Here is a 19,853-nt window from a genome sequence, read left to right on the forward strand (position 1 = left end):
GTATTAAAGACTAAATATTTAACTTATAGCATCAAATGACGATTGAAGTGCCTTTATATGCGCTAATATCTCGTCCGCAGTATTTCTGACTGTCATTAAGTCATTTGGCTTTGTAATTCTCATCTTTATTACAATCTCTAACTCTTTGCCTTCAACCTTGGTTTGAATTGACATTCCTTCTGGTAAATTTACATTATCAACGTTTAAACTTCTTATAATTAGTTCTGCATCTTCATGTTCCGATAAGATTCTTAATTCTATCATCAATTTTAATCAACCCTTCTTTCTTTATTGATGGGATAAAAAATCTACTAGTGTAAAGCTTATCATTATCTTTTATTACTATCATTTTATCTCTCCTTATCTTTTGTAATTGTAACAATATTATTTGCACCAAAAAAGGAGAATTAAAATTGACTGTTTCAACAATATAATACGATTGCTTATTTTCAACTAAATTAATTGAGAATCCCTTGGAGAGAGTTTGTCTAAATCTGCTGATTAATGCCTCAGCATAAGATGACGATAAAACAAACTGCAAGATCTCATTACTACCGATAGTATCAAACGAATAAATTAACGAAAACGCTAACTCTAATATATCATAGTCAAGATAAAAAAATCTATCCGTAATTATATCATCTCTAGTAAATTTCGGGTTTTCTTTTACAATAGTAGAAATTATTCTGAAAAGTAATGTATTTAACTGACTCTCGTTTAGATCTTCTAGTTTTGCTATTTCACTAGTATTTATTTCCTTTATAAGATTTATTGTATTTTCTCTATTGCCAGATATACTAGGTATATAAGGATCCAGAGAAAACATTAAAGATAAAAAGAGTGGTAAAGTTTTATATGCTGGGATTTTCAGATTTTTTTCATTAGTTATATCAAATTTTTCCATTTCTTTTATTATTTCTAGTTCCCATTCAGAAAATGGTCTTCTATCTACTATTGTGGATGTCACAATACAACTAGTAATTGGTAAAACATCTTCAGCAGTTATAGGCAAATATGAGCAAAAGGAGTTTTGTCCTAAGAAATACTTTTTCTTATCATCTATTATCCATTTACCGTTAGAGTCAATTCTGATTTGCGTCTCACATTCTTCTGGAATGAACGAAAGAATGAAAGAATTCTTAGTATTCTTGGAAATAATGAATGAAAATAATATAGGCTCTATAGAATAGTATACAGATAAACACAAACTATCCTTTGAATATATATTCCTAACTACTTCCCTTATTTCTTGGTTATTGGGCTCTCCTAAGAATAGTTCCATTACTATCTCTTTAGAATTTCTTTTGACCATTTTTTAAGCTCTTCAAAGCTCATATCCTTAAAGAAAATAGATCCAAGTAAGTTTGATATGATATAGTTTAATCTTGTTGCAAAAACATAAGAGGGATTTAAAAATATTGATAGTGCTAACTCCCCCACTACTGCAGCAGATGGTATTGGTATTAATATAGATACTTGATATAAAAAAGAGATAAAAATTGATATAAAAATATTATGTGTAATATAATAAAAATAGCCACCATAGCAAGCGAAACCAAGTATATCAATTATGATATAAATTACAAAATCCTTTGTGGTTCCCTGCTTAAGGTAATACTTAAATTCCATATAATCTGTCACAATTCGTTCCATTTTAACTATCTTAAAGATGAATTGTTCTATTTTGTTTACTTTATTATGCTGCAAGTAAAAATATGATAGTGCAGCTATCCATCCAGCTATGTTAAATAATACGACTAAAATGAATATAAATTCTAATGGGTTAAAAAAGAATGGCAATAGTAAAATATAACCCAAACATATTGCAAGTACATCTATGGATCCTATAAGGATAGAGTAACTAAATGCTTGCCTTAAATTTACTTCATGTTTATTATAAACTAAGCTTCTAACTAGTTCCTGCCCAGCCCATCCAGGTAATAACAGACCTACAAAATTACCCAGTAATCTAGCTCTTAATGCTATGTCTACTCTACGCTTAATTAGCGATGAATCCTTAAATGATGAGATGGAATTCTGAGCAACATACGCTAAAAGAAAAATTAGAAAGAATTTGGGATCCTCCTTTAATACATATACTACATTGATTTTAAATATGTATGCATAGATTATAATAACCACAAATGGAAGAACAATCGCCGCAATGTATTTCTTATCCATTATCTTCCCCTTTTCTCGAAACATCCAATATTAGGATAACATAAAATTGCATTCCCGATGTTTTTAAAAACTTTAGGCTTATCTAACTCCGTTACTTTCATATTAACCCTAAATATTCCGCAGTTAGGTTTAGTTATTTTCTGATTTAGAAAAGGGTATTCATTTAGTACACATGTCTTGCATTGAAAGTTCTTCTCGATGTTTATCCTCTCAATTTTTAGTTCTCTAGAATCTATGTAAAACAACGAGTAATCCGGATTACCTCTCAAATGATTAAGCATTAAATTAACTTGAAGCGTGGCTGTTAATTCTACTATTAATGGAGTAGTTCCGATGACATCGCACGAATTTCCAATTTCATCTTGATCTGAATAATTAATAAAACAAGATAGGCAAGAAGTTTGATTAGAATCTATTAATTTAACAGAGCCATATTCACCATTAATCCCTCCATATATTAGGATTTTTCGCAATTTTACTGTGGCATCATTTAATAATAACTTGTAGTATAAACTATCTAAAGCATCAAATACATAATCCTTATCAGAAATTAGCTTCTCAACATTTTGCTCGTCAAGTATATCTATAATATAATTTATTTTGATTGAAGAATTTATAAGAGATAACTTTTTAGCACAAATCTCTGCTTTAGGCTTACCTACATCGTTCTCGTCAAACAAATGAACCCTATGCAAATTAGTTACGTCTAATACATCTGCATCAACTACAGTTATCTCTCCAACTCCTAATCTAGCTAAGAGCTCCGCAATAGCAGAACCCAAAGCTCCACAACCTGCAATTAATATCTTTAGTTCATTTAACCTCTGTTGAACTCCTAATCCTAAGACTAAGAGCTGCCTAGAATACCTTTCCACAAGATTATAATGTAGAATAATCTTTAAAAATAAGTGTTGCCTACTAAAAGTGGGGATTGATATTGTTCCAATGGAAAAAGGTGGAGGAAGTGATGGAACTCCAATATCAATAGAAGAATTGGATAAGTTAAGACAAGTAGCTGAAAAGGCAAGAAGAAATGTAATCAAAATGCTGTTTTATGATCAGACAATCCATGTAGGATCTTCTCTAAGTAGCATAGAGATACTAACTACATTAATATTCAAACATATAAGGACTGATTCAAGCTTAGTGAATAAGGACTGGTTAATTTTAAGTAAAGGTCATGCAGCACCAGCTCTTTATGCTGTTCTAGCTGAAAAAGGTTATATAAAAGAAGAGGAACTTTGGAGAATACAAGATATAACGGGATTACTACAAGGTCATCCAGAGACTTTTATTCCCGGTGTAGATATGTCGACTGGTAGTTTAGGGCAAGGATTAAGCTTTGGAATAGGTGTCGCTACTGGTATAAAAATGGCTAATGGAAGTGGAAGAGTGTATGTGATAATGGGTGATGGAGAACAAGATGAGGGAGAGATATGGGAGGCTATGACACATGCAGTAGTTAGAAATCTTGACAACTTGATTGCATTTATAGAGATGAACAATTTCCAGCTTGATGGTTCAACAGAGGAGATAAAACCAAAGAACTTCTTACCTAAGGTATGGGAAGCGGTAGGTTGGAAAGTGTTAAACTGTGATGGACATGATTTCATAAGTATTACTAATGCAATCAACGAGGCACATAAGGCAAGTAAACCTGTTGTAATATTCGCTAAAACTGTAAGAGGAAAGGGATTCCCCGCAATAGAAAATACCCATAAACAGAGGTCTAGTCCAGATGATGCAAGGAAATATCTACTCAATGCGTGAAACTTTCGGAAGATTGTTAGCAGATCTAGGAGATAAGAACAAAGATCTAATTGTGATAACTGCAGATGTAGGAGACTCTACCAGAGCATTATACTTTAGAGAGAAGTTTAAGGATAGATACTTTAATATCGGCATATCAGAGCAAGACATGGTAAATTTTGCTGCTGGCCTAGCTGCTGTTGGAAAAAAACCTGCTATAGTTAATTTTGGGATGTTCTTAATGAGAGCTTGGGAGCAAATAAGGAATAGTATAGCTAGAATGAATCTGGATGTTAAGATGTTTGTAACGCACACCGGATATAGTGACCATGGTGATGGATCTAGTCATCAAGTTCTTGAAGATATAGCGTTAATGCGTGTTTTACCAAACATGAAAGTAATAGTACCAGCGGATCCTAAGGATATTGAAAGAAGCTTACCAGTAATAATAGATGAGGAAAGAGGCCCATTGTACTATAGGATAGGTAGGGAGTATTCACCACCAATTACAGTAGGTCAAGAATATGAATTCAAAATTGGCAAAGCTTACGTAATTAAGGATGGAAGCGACTTAGCCATAATAGGGGCAGGTGTCGTTTTGTGGGACGCCTTAAAGGCAGCTGAGGAATTAGAGAAATTAGGAATTAGTGTAGCGGTTATAAATTTATTCTCAATAAAGCCGATAGATGAAAGTACTATAGAATATTATGCTAGAAAGACTGGTAAGATAATTACGATTGAAGAGCATAGTATATATGGAGGTATTGGTTCTGCCGTTGCAGAGGTTACAGCTAGGCGTTATCCAGTACACATAAGATTTGTAGGTGCCACGACTTTTGGAAGGTCTGCTAGAAGTCAAAGGGATCTACTAGATTACTATAATATAAACTATAAAACTATTATAAGGGAGGCAATTGAGTTATTGAAGTAGATGACTGAGGAAATAGCACGACTAAGGGAAGAAATAGATAAGGTAGATGAGCAGTTAGTAAAATTGCTCTCGTATAGATTAGAATTATCTAGAAAAATAGGGAAAGCTAAGTTAAATTCCAACGTAAGTGTTACCGACGAGAATAGGGAAACGAAAGTTAGAGAAAGATGGATATCTAACGCAAAAAAGTATAACATTCCGAATAGTTTAGTCGAATCAATATTACCTTTAATTTTTTCCTATTCTAAATTAGTTCAGATAAATCCTGGAGAGAAAGAGAAGGTAGTAATATATGGATACGGTGGAATGGCTAGATCGATTGTTTCTATTCTTTCATTAGCTGGTCATGAGGTATCGATTACTGGAAGAGATTTAAGTAAAGCGGAGATTTTGGCTAATCAGTTTAAATGCGTAAGTATGGCTCCATTAAGAGCAGTAGATTGGGGAGATATAATTATATTTGCAATACCTCCTAATGTTATATTAAGTAATTCTAATGAGCTATTTTCAGATAAGCTTAAAGGCAAAGTTGTGATGGATATTAGTTCTTCTAAATTTGAGATTTTTAAATTTCTAGAAGAATTATCTAGAAAATTGGAATTCAAGTACATTTCTACTCATCCACTTTTCGGCCCAATTGAATATCCCGTAGGTGAGAGAATAGTAATTATACCTTCCCAAACTAGTTCTAATAATGATATTATAAGGATTGAGAATTTTTGGAGAAAAAGTGGTTTAGTACCTATTATAACAGATGTTGAAACTCATGAAAAGGCCATGGCAATTGTTCAAGTTCTAGCACATTATTATCTTTTAGGTTTATCCAATGCAATTGAAACTTTATCATTAGAGTTAGGTGTAGAGTACAGTAATTTTCATACTACAAACTTTAGAGAATTAAATAAGATTTTAAAGAAGGTCAAAGATCTGAAAAATGTAATTATTGAAATACAAAAGCAAAATCCTTATTCTTATAAAGTTAGAAATATAGGTTTAGAGGAGCTTAAAAAGATTAAAGAAGAATTAGAGGGAGGTAAATAGAATGATCTTATACGTCCTTAAAGATAAAAGTGATTACTCCACACTAGTAGAAAAGCTAAATGAAAACTCAGCCTCTTTTAAAGTACTAAACCTATATGGTAAGAACTTGGTATTAGCATGGCCAGATCAAAACACTAAAGGTATCATTGATAGTAGTATAGAAATAGCTGTGGAAGTTAAGAAAAGTTATGTCTTAGCTAGTAATGATTGGAAAAAGCAACCGACAGTAGTAAATGTGAAAGATGTAGAAATTGGTAGTAAAAAGGTAATAGTAGCCGCAGGTCCTTGTGCAGTAGAAAGCGAAGAACAAGTTCTTACTACTGCCAAAGCTGTCAAAAGAGCTGGCGCATCACTACTTAGAGGAGGTGCTTACAAACCTAGGACAAGTCCATACTCCTTCCAAGGTATAGGAGAAGAAGGGGTAAAAATCTTAAGGAGAGTAGGAGACGAAGTGGGTTTACCTATTGTCACAGAAATAATGGATACTAGAGATTCTACTATATTTACCCAATACGTTGATATGATACAGATTGGAGCTAGGAATGCACAGAATTTCTCCCTATTAAAGGAAGTTGGTAAGTTAGGAAAACCAGTACTACTTAAGAGAGGTATGGGAAATACAGTAGAGGAATGGCTTCAGGCTGCAGAATATATTTTACTAGAGGGAAATGGTAATACGGTGTTATGCGAAAGAGGAATAAGAACCTTTGAAAAGTCGACTAGGTTCACACTAGACATAGGTGGAATGGTAGCTGCTAAGCTAATGACGCATTTACCCATTTGTGCTGATCCAAGCCATCCTGCAGGAAAAAGAGAACTAGTACATTCTTTAGCACTGGCTGCAGTTGCTGCAGGTGCTGATATGTTATTAGTTGAAGTTCATCCACATCCAGAAAAGGCATTAAGTGATTCAGAGCAACAACTAACACCAGAATCATTCGAAGTCTTAATGGATAGGATTAGAGCATTAGCTAGAGCCTTAGGTAGAGATGCATGAGAGAATCCTTAGAAGACATCTGTTGCTCTAAAATAAGGGTAATAGTGGGTGAAGGTTCACTTTCAAAATTATCTGAAATTAAAGATAGTAACACTGTAGTTATTTATTCAAGGAGAGTCGATGTAACGGACAAAATTAATAAGTATTTACCAAATGTATACTTCATTCCTATCAATGATGGGGAAAGTGCTAAAGAATTATCTAATGTAATCTCTATAGTAGAGAAGTTATTTGAAAGAAATTTAGATAGAGGGGATTATGTTATTGCTGTTGGTGGGGGAACAGTAACTGATGTAGCAAGCTTCATAGCGTCGATATATTTAAGGGGATTGAACTTAGTAAATGTACCAACTACCTTTTTGGGCATGGTTGATGCCGCAATAGGAGGTAAGAATGGAGTAAATTTTAATAATATAAAGAACTTAATTGGAACATTCTATCAACCTAGTATGATAATTTCTGATTTAGAATTTTTGGAAACTTTGCCAATAGAAGAATTAAAGAAGGGATTAGCTGAAGTAATCAAATATGGCTTGACTCTAGATAAAGAATTGTATGACTATTTATCTTTAAATAAGGATAGGGTAATAAATAAAGATAAGCAAGTATTGGAAGAGGTAATCTTTAGATCTACATTAGATAAACTCGGCATTGTGAAAGAAGATGAGAGAGAAACCAAAGGAATACGAATAGTTCTAAATTTCGGTCATACTATAGGTCATGCTATAGAAGCTGGTTCCTCTTTTAATGTTCCTCATGGTTACGCTATTTCTGTAGGAATGGTTTGTGAGGCTAAAATTGCTGAGGAGTTAGGTTATGCGGAGGAAGGAGTAGTAGAAGACGTCTTATGGTTATTACAACTTTATGGATTGCCTTATGATATATCTCAAATAGATGCTCCAATAGATATTAGACTTGCGTTAAATGCAATTAATATGGATAAAAAACATAGGAAAGATGCAATTTTGATGCCCTTTCCCACGAGAATAGGTAGCTGGAAAAAAGTCGAAGTCCCTCTAGATACTATAAAGGGGTTTGCTGAACAATGCTTGAAGAAATAAATTATGATACTAAGTTATTTGGACTAATAGGTAAAAACATAAAATACACGTTATCTCCTTATATTCATAATTTCTCATTTACAACACTAGGAATAAATGCGGTTTACCTAGTTTTTGATCTCGATGAAATGAAATTTAATCGTATAATTAATGGTTTATTGGAAATTGCAGAAGGGCTTAACGTTACGATACCGTACAAGGAGGAAGTAATGAAATATTTAGATAATACTGATACATACTCCACAAGAATTCAAGCTGTAAATACAATATACAAAAAGGGTGGTTATAACACTGATTATTTGGCAATAAAAAATCTTGTCAGAAAGAAAATTGGAAATATGTCTGGCTATGAATGTTACGTATATGGTGCTGGAGGCGCAGCAAAAGCTGCTGCTTTTGCGTTATCTGAATTAGGATGCTCTAGCATTAGTATTGTAAATAGAACCAATTTAAGGGCTAATGAGTTAGTTGAATTACTAAATAAGAACGGTTATAATGCGTCAATTAAGGAGAATTGTAATAGTACTAGCAATATTGTCGTTGTTAACAGTACTCCTAATCCTTCTGTGGTCCCCGAGAATTGTATTCAAAAATCCGAGCTAGTTATAGAATTTGTTTATAAGCCAGTTGAGACTGAGTTAATTAAAAATGCTAAAAAATATAGTATAAAATATATAGACGGTCTAGAAATATTAGTAAATCAGGCTGTAGAAGCAGAGAAGATATGGTTTAATAAGAGTGTATCAGATGAAAAGATTATAGAGTATCTTTATGCCAGGAAACTCGTTTGGTAAACTATTTAGAGTAACCACGTTTGGAGAGAGTCATGGCCCTGCAGTGGGTGTAGTAATAGATGGAGTTCCCGCTGGTTTACCATTAACTGTCGAAGATATAAAGTTTGAATTAGAATTTAGGAAACCTGGAAGATTATATGTTTCTGGAAGAAGAGAAAAAGATGAACCAGAGATATTAAGTGGGATCTTTAATAATAGAACTACTGGATCTCCAATAGCAGTTATAGTACGAAATACTGATGTAATATCAAGTTTTTATGAGGAGATTAGGTATAAGCCAAGACCTGGGCATGCTGATCTTCCGTTTATAATGAAATATGGATATGAAAATTGGGATTATAGGGGAGGTGGAAGAGCAAGCGCTAGAGAAACGGTAGGTAGAGTGATAGCAGGTGCAGTGGCTAAGAAGTTGCTTATGTTGGCAGATACTTGGATAGCAGGACATCTTAGGAGTTTAGGACCAGAAGAGTTAAATGAAGAGGTAACATTCGAGGAGGTTTTATGCTCAAAATATAGCCCAGTGAGAGCTAGTAAAAAGGTTCTTGAGGAAAAATATGAAGCGTTAATAAAGAAAGCTACTCAAGAGGGAGATAGTTATGGTGGAATTGCTGAAGTGATAACTAAAAATCCACCAATAGGGTTAGGAGAACCAGTGTTTGATAAGATGAAGGCTGAATTAGCTAAAGCAATAATGTCAATCCCTGCTGTAACGGGTTTCGAATACGGTTTAGGTTTTATGGTAAGCAAAATGAAAGGGAGTGAGGCCAATGATGAGATTATAAGAAAGGATAATAAAATCGGCTGGAAATATAATTACGCCGGAGGAATTTTAGGTGGTTTAACTAATGGCGAAGATCTTATAGTGAGATGTGCATTTAAACCTACTAGCTCGATTAGAAAGCCTCAAAAAACTATAGATTTAAGGAACTTAGAGGAAACTTACATTTCGGTAATTGGTAGACATGACCCAGCAGTAGCAATTAGAGGAGTTACTGTTGTAGAGTCAATGGTAGCACTAACCTTAGTAGACCATGCTATGCGTGCAGGAGTTATTCCACTAGTTAAACTTACAGAAGAGCAAGGTAATATTGTACAACAGCGTTGGGAGAGGTATGTGAGATCATGCAAACCTATGGAGGAGTCTCAATTATAAACGCGTTACCATCTTGGTATGGCTCATCCATGGCAGTCAATTTAAAGGTTAAAGTAGAGATTAAAGAAGGTAAAAGAGATTATTCTAAAGAGAGTGATCTAATTAGGGTCATTATTGATTACTTTAAAGAAAAGTACTCAATACCAGATATTGTAGTTGACATTGAATCTGAACTTCCACAGAAGAGTGGATTAAAAAGCAGTAGTGCAGTTTCTGTAGCTTTAATAGCTGAGATTGCAAAGCGATATAATCTAAGAAATATTAACCCTCCAGTGTTATCTGCAATACTTTCGTTGAAAGCTGGAGTATCATACACTGGAGCGCTTGATGATGCAACTGCATCATATTGTGGGGGAATAGCATTCACCTATAATAAGATGTTTAGAATAGTAAAGTTGGATAACCCCGAGGATGATTTATCTGTTCTCATATTGGCTAGGGGAGGAAGGCAAAAATCGGTCAATTTAAACGAGTTAAGAAAATACAATCACGTCTTTGAGGAGATTTTTAGGATAGCACTTAAGGATTCTTTGACTGCTATGAAGATTAATGGAATATTAATTGCAAATATTTTAGGTTACCCTTTAGATCTAATCGAAATAGCATTAAAGAATGGAGCGTTAGCTGCTGGGATTAGCGGAAATGGCCCGTCGTATTTTGCAGTATCTAGGTATGGAGAAGAAGGTCCAATATACGAAAGCCTTAAGAGATTTGGAGATGTTATTATAGCTAGGCCTGTAAGCCTTGATTGTAAGGATTTATCCATCAGAGATTAGTGGGACAATAAAAGCTCCTCAATCAAAAAGTTTAGCAATTAGACTAATTTTTCTTTCACTTTTTACTAGAATACATCTTCACAATCTAGTTCTATCGGAAGATGTTATAGACGCTATAAATTCAGTAAGGGCATTAGGAGTTGAGGTGAAGAATAATTCCGAATTCATACCTCCAGAGAAATTAGAAATCAAGAAGAAGTTTATAAAATTGAAAGGTTCAGGGACTACTCTTAGGATGCTTATTCCAATAGTAGCTGCAATAGGTGGAGAAGTGACAATTGATGCTGAAGAGAGTTTAAGGAGAAGACCTTTAAAAAGAATCGTAGAAGCATTGAGTAATTATGGCATATCTTTTTCTTCCTCTAGCTTGCCTTTAACCATCACTGGAAAGTTAAGTAGCTATAATATAAAAATTTCTGGCGACGAGAGTAGCCAATACATTTCTGGCTTAATATATGCTCTTCATATCCTAAATGGTGGTAGTATTGAAATACTGCCCCCAATTTCGTCTAAAAGTTATATTCTGCTTACAGTAGATTTATTTAATAGATTCGGTTCTAATGTTAAGTTTTATGGTAATAAGATTCATATTAATCCCAATAATTTAGTCGAATTTCAAGGAGAAGTAGCTGGAGATTATGGCTTAGCTTCATTTTATGCGCTTTCTGCATTAGTTAGCGGTGGTAGAACTACAATAGTTAATTTATGGGAACCAAAGGAGTATTTCGGTGATCATAGCATTGTTAAAATACTTAAGGAGATGGGTGCTACTAGTGAATATTTAGACGGTAAATGGTACGTGGAGGCTAAAGACAAATATTCTTCCATAAAAGTAAATATAGATGATGCACCTGACTTGGCTATGACAATTGCAGGATTAGCTGCAATAGCAGAGGGAACAAGTGAAATTACAGGAATTGAACGATTGAGGATTAAGGAAAGTGATAGAATCGAAAGCATAAGGAAAGTTTTAGGATTATATGGTGTAGGAAGTGAAGTGAAGTCTAATTCCATTTTGATATTTGGAATTAACAAAAGGATGTTAAGCTCTCCGATTACGGACTGTTTAAATGATCACAGAGTAGCTATGATGTCTTCAGCTTTAGCTTTAGTGAATGGTGGGGTAATTACATCTGCTGAATGTGTAAGTAAGAGTAATCCTAATTACTGGCAAGACTTATTATCACTAAATGCGAAGATTTCTATTGAATGAGACCTTTAATAGTAGCCTCACTGCCAATAAAAAAGATAGAAGACTTAAAACTTATAGGTAATTTTTTAGATGCAGATCTAATAGAGCTAAGGCTTGATTATCTAAAAGATCGAGAGGTTAGTGTAATATCTGATTATTTTGAATTTTTAGATAAATACAGAAATAAATTAATAATAACGTTAAGAGATAAGGCTGAGGGGGGAATAAACGAATTAGCGGACGAATTAAAGATAAGTCTTTTAAAGGAACTTTACGACAAACAATTTCTATATGATGTTGAGGTTTCATTTCTCCAAAAACATAATGTACCATACGATAATGCGATAGTTTCTATCCACTATTTTAACTATCTTCCAACTTCAGAAAAGGTAAAGGAGATTGTTAGTAAGTTTTATGAGAAAGCGTTTAGTGTTAAGATTGCAGTTCTTGGTCTAAAAGGATATAAGGAGGTAATATTACCTCTTCTTGAATATGAAAACGTAACTGTAATTCCGATGAGTAATAATCCTTTAGAGAGGATCGCAGTTGGTCTACTAGGCTCAAAACTCGTCTATTCGTACGCAATAGAACCTTTAGCACAAGGTCAACTTTACTATAAAAAAGTAATCCAGATTTTTGATTATATTAACAATATAATAACTTCGTCTTCAGTTACTTGAACTTTGTATAATTTTATAGGCTTTTTGGCTGCGCCTTTCTTAGGTTCTCCACTATATATAGAAAAATGAGAAAAATGACACTGGCATACTAATTCCTCTTTTATGATGACGCCGTATTTTGAAAGATCGCATCCCAAATGGGGACATCTATTATCAAAAACGAAAAATCTATCTGCTCCTAGATAAAAAATAACTAATTCTTGTCCATTTGGTAGTGTTATTTTTCTCTTTTCACCTGTTTTAAAGCTAGTCTTACTTATCCTTATATTTTCCACGTCTTTAATATGAGCTAATGGAAAATTAAAGTAAACCATTTATAAGTAAAATACTCTTAATACAGTAACATTGACCTTAATGGGTGATTTTTTAGCAACTAATATTAAAAATTTTCCTTAGCGGTTATTTAATCTTGTTAATCAAATTGTAAGATTTAAACATAGTAGTCATAGGATAATAAAAACTGCTTAAAAGATTATGAACAAACAATTTATAAGATTGGAAGCAAATTAAGTAGAGTAGAGGAAATCAAAGATGTTAGAAATAAGTGAAGATCTTAAAGCAAAACTTGATTACAGAATATTTGAGATAGTTCAAAATTCACCTGCTACCGAAATTAGAGCCATAATCATAACCTCTTTACCACCATCAAGTGATGTGATAAATGAGATTCAAAAAGAGTCATTAAAGATAGAAAGAGTATTTAATATAATGAACGTTGTAAAAGTTAGAGGAAAAGCAAAGGCCATTGTATCCTTACTGGATAAGTCTTTTGTAAAGTATATTATGCTAGAAGAAGTTATAGTAAACACTCCACAATTAATCTAATGTGGAACTTAGAGAGTGGCAAAGCAAAATAGCTGAAAAAATTGTTGAAGCATTAAGAAATAATTTTTTAGTCTCATTACAGGCACCTACTGGTAGCGGTAAGACTCTATTTGCACTCTACGCTTCTTTCAAGGTTAAGCCGAAAGTGGTATTTATTGTCAGAACCCATAATGAGTTTTTCCCAGTCTATAGAGAACTATCACTACATTTTAAAGATAAAAAATATGGATTTTTAGTCGGTAAATCTTCTGCATGTGTTTTTAGTTCTTCTGACGTTGATCCCCAAGATATATATTGTAATGGATGTGAAATTTTCAATGCATCCACAATTACTATAACTGATCCGCCAAAGGTAAGTCTGAATAGACTAAAGGAGGAGGGTAAAAAATTAGGGTTTTGCCCATACTACTCGCTATTGGAGAGTATAAAAAGCGCTGATGTGGTACTACTCACTTATCCTTATCTGTTTATACCTTGGCTTAGAGAATCCTTAGATATTAATTGGGAGGACTATGTTGTCGTGATAGATGAGGCTCATAATATAGAGAATATTTCTAATATAGAGGAGAAAAAGTTAAACAAAAGAATCGTAGAGATGGCAATTTCTCAAACAAAATCACAGAATGTGAGATTAATATTGGAAAGGCTCAAGGAAAACATAGAACAAATAATTTATTCAGAGGATAAATATATACTTATTGAAAAGGAGAAATTAGCCAGCATCATTCCTCCTAATGAGGAAATTGAGACTCTAGCTGAGGAATATGAAGAAGTTAGAAAGAATATGATAAAAAATAAGACAGTAAGTAGGAATTATCTTGGTTCGATTTTGAGGTTTTTTGATTTAGTTAATGATGAAAGAGTTAGAGTTTTTTCATATTCAAATTCCTTGGTTGTAAAATATATAATACCCTCCTATTTTACTGATATACTAAACGATGAAAAAATTACCTATATGTTAATGTCAGGTACTATGCAACCCTTGGATTATCTTAGAAATATTATAGGAATTACTAGAAAAATATTATATGTTGATGCTGAAAAGGTTATGAAAAATAGATTAACTGGGACATATGAGTGTCTTATATCTATAGATGTTACAACTACATATAGTTTAAGGTCAGAGCAGATGGCACGTAAATACGCATCATATTTATTAAAAATTTTCTATAATTCCAGAAAGCATGTTCTAGCTATATTTCCTAGCTACGAGTTTATGCGAATTGTATCTAAATTTCTAAATGTAAGATATTTGGCAGAGGATGCAGAAACTAATATCGAAGAGATAATGAGTAATCTGAAAAAAGAAAAAACAATTATAATGGGTATAGCAAGGGGTAAGTTAGCTGAAGGAATTGAAATAGTTGAAAACGGAAGTAGTTTGATATCAGATGTGGCAATGGTAGGTATCCCTTATCCTCCAATAGACGATTACTTAAAGATACGTATTGAGGAGATATCAAAAAGACTGAAAAAAGATATCAGTAGCGAACTAATAGGCATACAAGCATTAATTGCGGTAAAACAATCCATAGGTAGGGCCATCAGAGGTCCAATGGATAGCGCAACTGTATGGCTTCTCGATAAAAGATATGACAGTCTATGGTGGAAGAAAGAACTTAATTGCTTGAATGCAAGGAAAATTAAACTGTGAAATAGAAATGGAAGTACAGATTTTTACTCACAAAAACTGTGTAGAATGTAATATGCTTCTTGAATATTTAGAGAATAAGGGACTATTGGGGAAAGTAAAAATTATTGATACTGAATTATATCCATTTTTAGCTTTTGAAAGGGGCGTCATTTCAACACCGTCCATTTTTATAGATGGGAAATTAGTGTATGCGGGTATTGTAGATTTTGAGGAGTTCGAAAGGATTTTAAGTGGAGAAAAAGTAACTAGGCAAATAGATAAGGATAAGTTAGTTGAAAAATTAATGCTTGGTATAGTTGACTCTTTCGCTGCTACAGCTTGGTTGTATATTAATAGGGACTTTGATTCGTTCCTAGCGCAAAAGGATTTCGTGATGGCAGTAACTGGATTATCCCTTTTAGATGAGAAGGAAAGAGAAGAATATTATAATTATTTAAGAAACATAATGATAAAAGAAGGAGAGAAGTACCTAGAGGAATGGAAACCTAGAATGCTAAGAAATATATCGTCTAACTTCATTAGGGAGATATTTTGGTTATATGAGACAAAAATAAGTAAAGAAGTAGTCATGCAGAAATATTCAGTAGAAGTTTTCGCTCATTGGCTAATGGTAAGAGGCGGTGCAGTAGGAAGAGTTGGTCTAAGGATTTATCCACTTTCTGATTCCACTTTAATGAGAAGGGTATTAGAGGCATATAACTTCATGTTAGGGAACTACGATGATATATTCAATAAGGTTCAAAAAGAACAAACGGAACTGAAGGCTAAAAATAGGGAACAAGTAAGGTATTTACAAATTTAAAAACCTAACCATTAAAGCTAAAAACGTTTTAAACTTTTTAATCTCTGTTAAAATAACTCCTTTTATGGAGAAATTAGATCTTAGGGGAAAACCATGCGAAGAATTTATTCTAGAAATTTCAAAATATTTGGTAGCTATGAAGGTAGGTGATAGCATATTAGTACTAACAGATAAAGATAGAGTTCTATGTACTCATCAACTTCTGAGAAATGCTCCTAGGTACCTTTTTAAAGCGGATGTAGTTGACGACTATGCTGAGATTACTATAAAAAGACTAAGATAGGAAACTATCTCATGTAACAGATTGAATCATTAACAACTCTTAAATTTGTACCCTTTTCTTGTAGTACAAGATCTATGAACTTACCATAATCTAATGCTATTCCCAACTCACTAAGTTTTACGCATCCTTCCTCTATCACTTTTTGCAAGATGAGATCATAATTATCATTAATCAAGTTAATAACATCAGCAATTTCATTCTTATGAGTTATTATACTGGACAAATCTTGAATTACTTGAAGCGAAGAAGATAACGTTTCTATTCTCTTACATATCGGCTTAGTGGAGTCATTTATTTCTTTTTCAAGCAAGTTAATAAGCTCGAATTCTTTATATCTACTTAATGAAGGTATCTCGTTCTTGATGTGTTCGTAATCCTCTTTAACTTTAGCTAACACACTAGAAGCTGTCTTTAAACCTTGCTCTAAGATTTCCCTACTTTTTATTATGAAGACAGCAAGTTTCTCGTCATTGAGCTTTATTATGTTCTTCAATAATTCTTGATTCATATGTAAATTAAGAGAATTAGATAATTGTAAAAACCTTAGCATCAGTTCTGTACATGTCTTGCAACTTTCTAAATTTTCTTTACTAAGTAGTATCTTTAGATACTTAATTGACATTTCTATATTAAGTCTTACATCAATTATTTCGTTCTCGTAGTTCTTGCCTAACAACAGTTCCAATGAACTACTTATACTTTCAATATATTTATATAACAAGTTCACATTTTCATTCATTCTCATCATTAATTTATTTATCCTAATAACTCCCTCATCATTAATTTTTATAGGCTCAGATAACTGTTCTATTTTATCTAACACAATACCATAATTTTTAATTTCATCTACAATTTCGTTATATCGTGATATTTGATCAAATAGATAATCGTTAATACTTCTTTCTAGCTCTAATCTTTTGGCGTTTAATTCTAGCTCAATATTTTGCAAAGTCTTTATATCAGATATATTTTCCAAGTTATTTGAAATGTCAGCAAAGAACTTATTATACTTCTGAATCAAAGGAGTTAGCTCTATATCATTAGTATCCTTTGCGAGTAATTTTATCTTTTCTAATATTCCTTTAAGGTCGTCTATATTTTCATCGATTCTATTTCTCATCTCAACTACTTCTTTTTTAACGTAGAAATTAGCTTTAATCAGTGATACTATAGAAGGAATTATATTTAAAATCAAAGTTAATACTGAAACTAAGGTTATTACTTCTAAACTCTGATTATTTAGATAAAGAAAGATAGAAAGTGGTAAAAATCCAGTTAAGCTAAATAACTCTCTTATACTAAACAATATACCAGTAACCAGAACTAATATAATAGATACCAAGGGTAAATAACTATACAATATTAGGGTATAATGTAGAGTAATAGGTATTATTAGTAAAGGTAATGCAGATAAAATATTTACTATGATTTTACTATTTTTTTCAGCAATTCCAAAAGGTAAAAACAATAAAAAGAAGGGATTGTAGATTGATAAAAGTATTGAACTAGATACTATTATACCTCCTACAGAACTATATCTTAAAATGGAAAATAGAGGTATTATAAATACAAAAATTAACAACAGCAGTATTTCTATTAGATATTTAATTGAGTAGCTTTGAATCAGAGGATATAGTGCGACATTATATAGTACTTTATAAATCGCAGCACTGTCTATAATATATATTGATAAAAGTATTATAGAAAGAGGTTTATGAAAGAAAAACGAAATTACCGAGATAATCGCTATGGCAAAATATATATAATCGCTAGGCAAAAACGAAATAAAGATTTTGTATGATAGAATTGCGTTAATTACTGCTACTATTACTCTATTTATGTAATCATATATAGTTTCACTATTTGGCTCCGGGTTCTTTATAAACATGCTTAAGATAATATTATCTCTCAAAGATATATATGGTTTACTAGCTTTAGTAAGTTAAAGATATAAACGGTTCTTCATATCTATACCTATGACTCTCCAAATTCAGTTTAAAAAGTACGAATTGCCTCCATTACCCTATAAGGTAGATGCATTAGAACCATATATAAGTAAAGATATAATTGATGTACATTATAATGGGCATCATAAAGGCTATGTAAATGGAGCAAACTCACTCCTAGAAAGACTAGAAAAAGTAGTAAAAGGAGATTTGCAAGCTGGGCAGTACGATATTCAAGGCATTGTGCGTGGCCTTACGTTTAACATTAATGGGCACAAATTGCATGCCTTATATTGGGAAAATATGGCACCAAATGGGAAAGGTGGTGGAAAACCTGGTGGTGCACTAGCAGACTTAATAAATAAACAATATGGTAGTTTTGATAGGTTTAAGCAAGTATTTACTGAAACTGCTAATTCACTACCAGGAACTGGTTGGGCTGTTCTCTATTATGATACTGAGTCAAGCAATTTACAAATTATGACGTTCGAAAATCACTTCATGAATCATATAGCAGAAATACCTATAATATTAATATTAGATGAATTCGAGCACGCGTACTATCTTCAGTACAAGAACAAGAGAGCTGATTACGTTAATGCATGGTGGAATGTAGTAAATTGGGACGCAGTGGAAAAGAAGTTACAGAAATATTTAACGAAGTAATAGTTTTTTATCCATCATCGCATTTTTCTTAGTATGGTATCTGCAATTGTACTAGCTGGAGGTTATGCTACTAGACTTAGGCCCTTAAGTTTGACTAAGCCGAAAGCTCTTTTCCCTATTTTAAATAAACCTATTCTAGGTTATATTCTAGAAAGTCTTATGAATTCTGGTGTTGTTGATATATATTTATCATTAAGAGTAATGGCTGATAAGATAATTGACTACTTAAAGGATATTAATATGATAGATAAGGTTAAGATTGAAGTTGAAGATGAGCCTTTAGGTGATGCGGGTCCTTTAAAACTGATTTCTGAGAAGCATAATTTAGATGAGGATGTTCTAGTTATATATGGAGATATTTATAGTGAAATAGATGTGAAATCACTTCTAGATTTTTATTATAAAAAGAGTTGTGATGCTGTAATAGTAGGAACGGAGGTACAAGATCCTAGAAGATATGGCGTACTTTATACCGAAAATGACATATTAGTGGAATTAATAGAAAAACCTAAAAAACCCATAAGTAATTTAATTAATGGTGGAGTATATATTTTTAAAAAGGATCTATTCAAGTTAGTGGATACTCCATCTTCTATTAGTAAAGACTTCTTACCTAAGCTACTTAGAACCAAATGCATTGCGGTATATAAATATCATGGGATATGGGCGGATATAGGAATCCCTGACGACTATCTTAGGCTTAATTTTGAGGTACTAGTACAAAAATACCCTAAGGGCTATATTAATTCATCAGCTAAGGTTAGTGAGAAATCTACACTCATTCCTCCTTATTATATTGGTTCAAAAAATGTCATTGAAGATGACGTTTACATTGCGTCCAATACTATTTTGGGCAATGATGTGGAAGTAGGAAAAGGAACTTACATATCTGAGAGTATCCTAATGAATAAGGTGAAGGTTAAAGAGTATACATATATATCTGGGTCTATAATAGCTGACAAAACTAAGATAGGAAGATGGAATCATATACTAGATGGGTCTATTTTAGGCGAAGAGGTAATTACTAGTGATGGAGTGCTTATAAATCGACGCACGATAATCTTGCCTAATAAGGAAGTAAAGGAACATGTATATGATAAAGGTAAAATAATATTGTAAAGA

22 protein-coding genes are annotated in these 19,853 nt (G+C 32.7%); 16 read left to right on the top strand and 6 right to left on the bottom strand.

What is annotated here, in order from left to right; genetic code table 11:
- Nucleotides 1-18: 18 nt before the first annotated feature.
- From YN1551_RS04870 to YN1551_RS04885, 4 genes are read right to left on the bottom strand one after another with little or no spacing between them, the layout of a single operon-like run.
- Nucleotides 19-264, bottom strand: coding sequence for a KEOPS complex subunit Pcc1 (locus YN1551_RS04870; RefSeq protein ID WP_012711780.1), 246 nt, complete (start codon nt 262-264; stop codon nt 19-21).
- Complete coding sequence (locus YN1551_RS04875; RefSeq protein ID WP_012713993.1) at nt 233-1,312, bottom strand: DHH family phosphoesterase; 1,080 nt, start codon at nt 1,310-1,312, stop codon at nt 233-235. Before YN1551_RS04875 ends, YN1551_RS04870 begins: the two co-directional genes overlap by 32 nt.
- Nucleotides 1,285-2,181: a lysylphosphatidylglycerol synthase domain-containing protein gene (locus tag YN1551_RS04880; RefSeq protein ID WP_012713992.1), complete on the bottom strand. Its 897-nt coding sequence runs from the start codon at nt 2,179-2,181 to the stop codon at nt 1,285-1,287. Before YN1551_RS04880 ends, YN1551_RS04875 begins: the two co-directional genes overlap by 28 nt.
- The gene (locus YN1551_RS04885) at nt 2,181-3,224 is read right to left on the bottom strand and encodes a HesA/MoeB/ThiF family protein (RefSeq protein ID WP_012717303.1); all 1,044 of its coding nucleotides are present in this window, start codon (nt 3,222-3,224) and stop codon (nt 2,181-2,183) included. The genes YN1551_RS04880 and YN1551_RS04885 overlap by 1 nt, the downstream gene beginning before the upstream one ends.
- On the opposite strand from YN1551_RS04885, the gene YN1551_RS04890 reads away from it, so the two are divergent.
- The 10 genes from YN1551_RS04890 to YN1551_RS04935 are packed head-to-tail and all read left to right on the top strand — an operon-like array spanning nt 3,127 to nt 12,555.
- A complete protein-coding gene (locus YN1551_RS04890; protein ID WP_015581337.1) occupies nt 3,127-3,951 on the top strand; it encodes a transketolase in 825 nt (274 codons plus the stop codon). The two genes, YN1551_RS04885 and YN1551_RS04890, sit on opposite strands and share 98 nt — an antisense overlap.
- Nucleotides 3,920-4,861: a transketolase family protein gene (locus YN1551_RS04895; protein WP_012717304.1), complete on the top strand. Its 942-nt coding sequence runs from the start codon at nt 3,920-3,922 to the stop codon at nt 4,859-4,861. The genes YN1551_RS04890 and YN1551_RS04895 overlap by 32 nt, the downstream gene beginning before the upstream one ends.
- Complete coding sequence (locus YN1551_RS04900; protein WP_012711774.1) at nt 4,862-5,902, top strand: chorismate mutase; 1,041 nt, start codon at nt 4,862-4,864, stop codon at nt 5,900-5,902.
- A gap of 1 nt (nt 5,903) precedes the next feature.
- Entirely contained in the window at nt 5,904-6,899 is a 996-nt protein-coding gene (gene aroF / locus YN1551_RS04905) for a 3-deoxy-7-phosphoheptulonate synthase (protein ID WP_012713990.1), read from the top strand.
- Nucleotides 6,896-7,960, top strand: coding sequence for a 3-dehydroquinate synthase (gene aroB / locus YN1551_RS04910; protein WP_012713989.1), 1,065 nt, complete (start codon nt 6,896-6,898; stop codon nt 7,958-7,960). The genes aroF and aroB overlap by 4 nt, the downstream gene beginning before the upstream one ends.
- Entirely contained in the window at nt 7,945-8,754 is an 810-nt protein-coding gene (locus YN1551_RS04915) for a shikimate dehydrogenase family protein (RefSeq protein WP_012717305.1), read from the top strand. The genes aroB and YN1551_RS04915 overlap by 16 nt, the downstream gene beginning before the upstream one ends.
- Nucleotides 8,732-9,907 (top strand): chorismate synthase, encoded by a 1,176-nt coding sequence (gene aroC / locus YN1551_RS04920; RefSeq protein WP_012717306.1) that lies wholly within the window; start codon nt 8,732-8,734, stop codon nt 9,905-9,907. The genes YN1551_RS04915 and aroC overlap by 23 nt, the downstream gene beginning before the upstream one ends.
- Nucleotides 9,877-10,683, top strand: a complete 807-nt coding sequence (locus tag YN1551_RS04925) for a shikimate kinase (protein ID WP_012717307.1) — start codon at nt 9,877-9,879, stop codon at nt 10,681-10,683. The genes aroC and YN1551_RS04925 overlap by 31 nt, the downstream gene beginning before the upstream one ends.
- Nucleotides 10,652-11,896 carry a 3-phosphoshikimate 1-carboxyvinyltransferase gene (aroA, locus tag YN1551_RS04930; RefSeq protein WP_012713987.1) on the top strand — a complete coding sequence of 415 codons (1,245 nt, stop codon included), beginning with the start codon at nt 10,652-10,654 and terminating at the stop codon, nt 11,894-11,896. Before YN1551_RS04925 ends, aroA begins: the two co-directional genes overlap by 32 nt.
- Entirely contained in the window at nt 11,893-12,555 is a 663-nt protein-coding gene (locus YN1551_RS04935; RefSeq protein ID WP_012717308.1) for a type I 3-dehydroquinate dehydratase, read from the top strand. The genes aroA and YN1551_RS04935 overlap by 4 nt, the downstream gene beginning before the upstream one ends.
- On the opposite strand, the gene YN1551_RS04940 is transcribed toward YN1551_RS04935, so the two are convergent.
- A complete protein-coding gene (locus YN1551_RS04940) occupies nt 12,516-12,869 on the bottom strand; it encodes a Rieske (2Fe-2S) protein (RefSeq protein ID WP_012711766.1) in 354 nt (117 codons plus the stop codon). The two genes, YN1551_RS04935 and YN1551_RS04940, sit on opposite strands and share 40 nt — an antisense overlap.
- 217 nt (nt 12,870-13,086) lie before the next feature.
- On the opposite strand from YN1551_RS04940, the gene YN1551_RS04945 reads away from it, so the two are divergent.
- The 4 genes from YN1551_RS04945 to YN1551_RS04960 all read left to right on the top strand — a co-directional run bounded on the left by YN1551_RS04945 (nt 13,087) and on the right by YN1551_RS04960 (nt 16,119).
- A complete protein-coding gene (locus YN1551_RS04945; RefSeq protein ID WP_012711765.1) occupies nt 13,087-13,380 on the top strand; it encodes a hypothetical protein in 294 nt (97 codons plus the stop codon).
- Nucleotide 13,381: 1 nt separating this feature from the next.
- Nucleotides 13,382-15,034, top strand: a complete 1,653-nt coding sequence (locus tag YN1551_RS04950; RefSeq protein WP_012717309.1) for a helicase C-terminal domain-containing protein — start codon at nt 13,382-13,384, stop codon at nt 15,032-15,034.
- A 7-nt stretch (nt 15,035-15,041) separates the two neighbouring features.
- A complete protein-coding gene (locus YN1551_RS04955) occupies nt 15,042-15,836 on the top strand; it encodes a thioredoxin family protein (protein ID WP_012713986.1) in 795 nt (264 codons plus the stop codon).
- A gap of 64 nt (nt 15,837-15,900) precedes the next feature.
- Nucleotides 15,901-16,119, top strand: coding sequence for a sulfurtransferase TusA family protein (locus YN1551_RS04960; RefSeq protein ID WP_012711762.1), 219 nt, complete (start codon nt 15,901-15,903; stop codon nt 16,117-16,119).
- A gap of 4 nt (nt 16,120-16,123) precedes the next feature.
- Here the strand turns inward: YN1551_RS04960 and YN1551_RS04965 are convergent, their stop codons facing one another.
- A complete protein-coding gene (locus YN1551_RS04965) occupies nt 16,124-18,031 on the bottom strand; it encodes a hypothetical protein (RefSeq protein WP_012717310.1) in 1,908 nt (635 codons plus the stop codon).
- Between the two features lie 64 nt (nt 18,032-18,095).
- Here YN1551_RS04965 and YN1551_RS04970 point away from each other — a divergent pair, with 64 nt between their 5' ends.
- Nucleotides 18,096-18,731 (top strand): superoxide dismutase, encoded by a 636-nt coding sequence (locus tag YN1551_RS04970; protein ID WP_012717311.1) that lies wholly within the window; start codon nt 18,096-18,098, stop codon nt 18,729-18,731.
- Nucleotides 18,732-18,764: 33 nt separating this feature from the next.
- Nucleotides 18,765-19,850 (top strand): sugar phosphate nucleotidyltransferase, encoded by a 1,086-nt coding sequence (locus YN1551_RS04975; RefSeq protein WP_012711759.1) that lies wholly within the window; start codon nt 18,765-18,767, stop codon nt 19,848-19,850.
- Nucleotides 19,851-19,853 lie beyond the last annotated feature (3 nt).

It is taken from the genome of Sulfolobus islandicus Y.N.15.51 (assembly GCF_000022485.1).
Classification (GTDB): domain Archaea; phylum Thermoproteota; class Thermoprotei_A; order Sulfolobales; family Sulfolobaceae; genus Saccharolobus; species Saccharolobus islandicus.

Bases quoted from the DNA above. Each gene is read 5' to 3' on its own strand.
- YN1551_RS04870 (WP_012711780.1), bottom strand. From the start codon at position 264: ATGATAGAATTAAGAATCTTATCGGAACATGAAGATGCAGAACTAATT.
- YN1551_RS04875 (WP_012713993.1), bottom strand. From the start codon at position 1,312: ATGGTCAAAAGAAATTCTAAAGAGATAGTAATGGAACTATTCTTAGGA.
- YN1551_RS04880 (WP_012713992.1), bottom strand. From the start codon at position 2,181: ATGGATAAGAAATACATTGCGGCGATTGTTCTTCCATTTGTGGTTATT.
- YN1551_RS04890 (WP_015581337.1), top strand. From the start codon at position 3,127: ATGGAAAAAGGTGGAGGAAGTGATGGAACTCCAATATCAATAGAAGAA.
- YN1551_RS04895 (WP_012717304.1), top strand. From the start codon at position 3,920: ATGATGCAAGGAAATATCTACTCAATGCGTGAAACTTTCGGAAGATTG.
- YN1551_RS04900 (WP_012711774.1), top strand. From the start codon at position 4,862: ATGACTGAGGAAATAGCACGACTAAGGGAAGAAATAGATAAGGTAGAT.
- aroF (WP_012713990.1), top strand. From the start codon at position 5,904: ATGATCTTATACGTCCTTAAAGATAAAAGTGATTACTCCACACTAGTA.
- aroB (WP_012713989.1), top strand. From the start codon at position 6,896: ATGAGAGAATCCTTAGAAGACATCTGTTGCTCTAAAATAAGGGTAATA.
- YN1551_RS04915 (WP_012717305.1), top strand. From the start codon at position 7,945: ATGCTTGAAGAAATAAATTATGATACTAAGTTATTTGGACTAATAGGT.
- aroC (WP_012717306.1), top strand. From the start codon at position 8,732: ATGCCAGGAAACTCGTTTGGTAAACTATTTAGAGTAACCACGTTTGGA.
- YN1551_RS04925 (WP_012717307.1), top strand. From the start codon at position 9,877: ATGCAAACCTATGGAGGAGTCTCAATTATAAACGCGTTACCATCTTGG.
- YN1551_RS04935 (WP_012717308.1), top strand. From the start codon at position 11,893: ATGAGACCTTTAATAGTAGCCTCACTGCCAATAAAAAAGATAGAAGAC.
- YN1551_RS04940 (WP_012711766.1), bottom strand. From the start codon at position 12,869: ATGGTTTACTTTAATTTTCCATTAGCTCATATTAAAGACGTGGAAAAT.
- YN1551_RS04945 (WP_012711765.1), top strand. From the start codon at position 13,087: ATGTTAGAAATAAGTGAAGATCTTAAAGCAAAACTTGATTACAGAATA.
- YN1551_RS04955 (WP_012713986.1), top strand. From the start codon at position 15,042: ATGGAAGTACAGATTTTTACTCACAAAAACTGTGTAGAATGTAATATG.
- YN1551_RS04960 (WP_012711762.1), top strand. From the start codon at position 15,901: ATGGAGAAATTAGATCTTAGGGGAAAACCATGCGAAGAATTTATTCTA.
- YN1551_RS04970 (WP_012717311.1), top strand. From the start codon at position 18,096: ATGACTCTCCAAATTCAGTTTAAAAAGTACGAATTGCCTCCATTACCC.
- YN1551_RS04975 (WP_012711759.1), top strand. From the start codon at position 18,765: ATGGTATCTGCAATTGTACTAGCTGGAGGTTATGCTACTAGACTTAGG.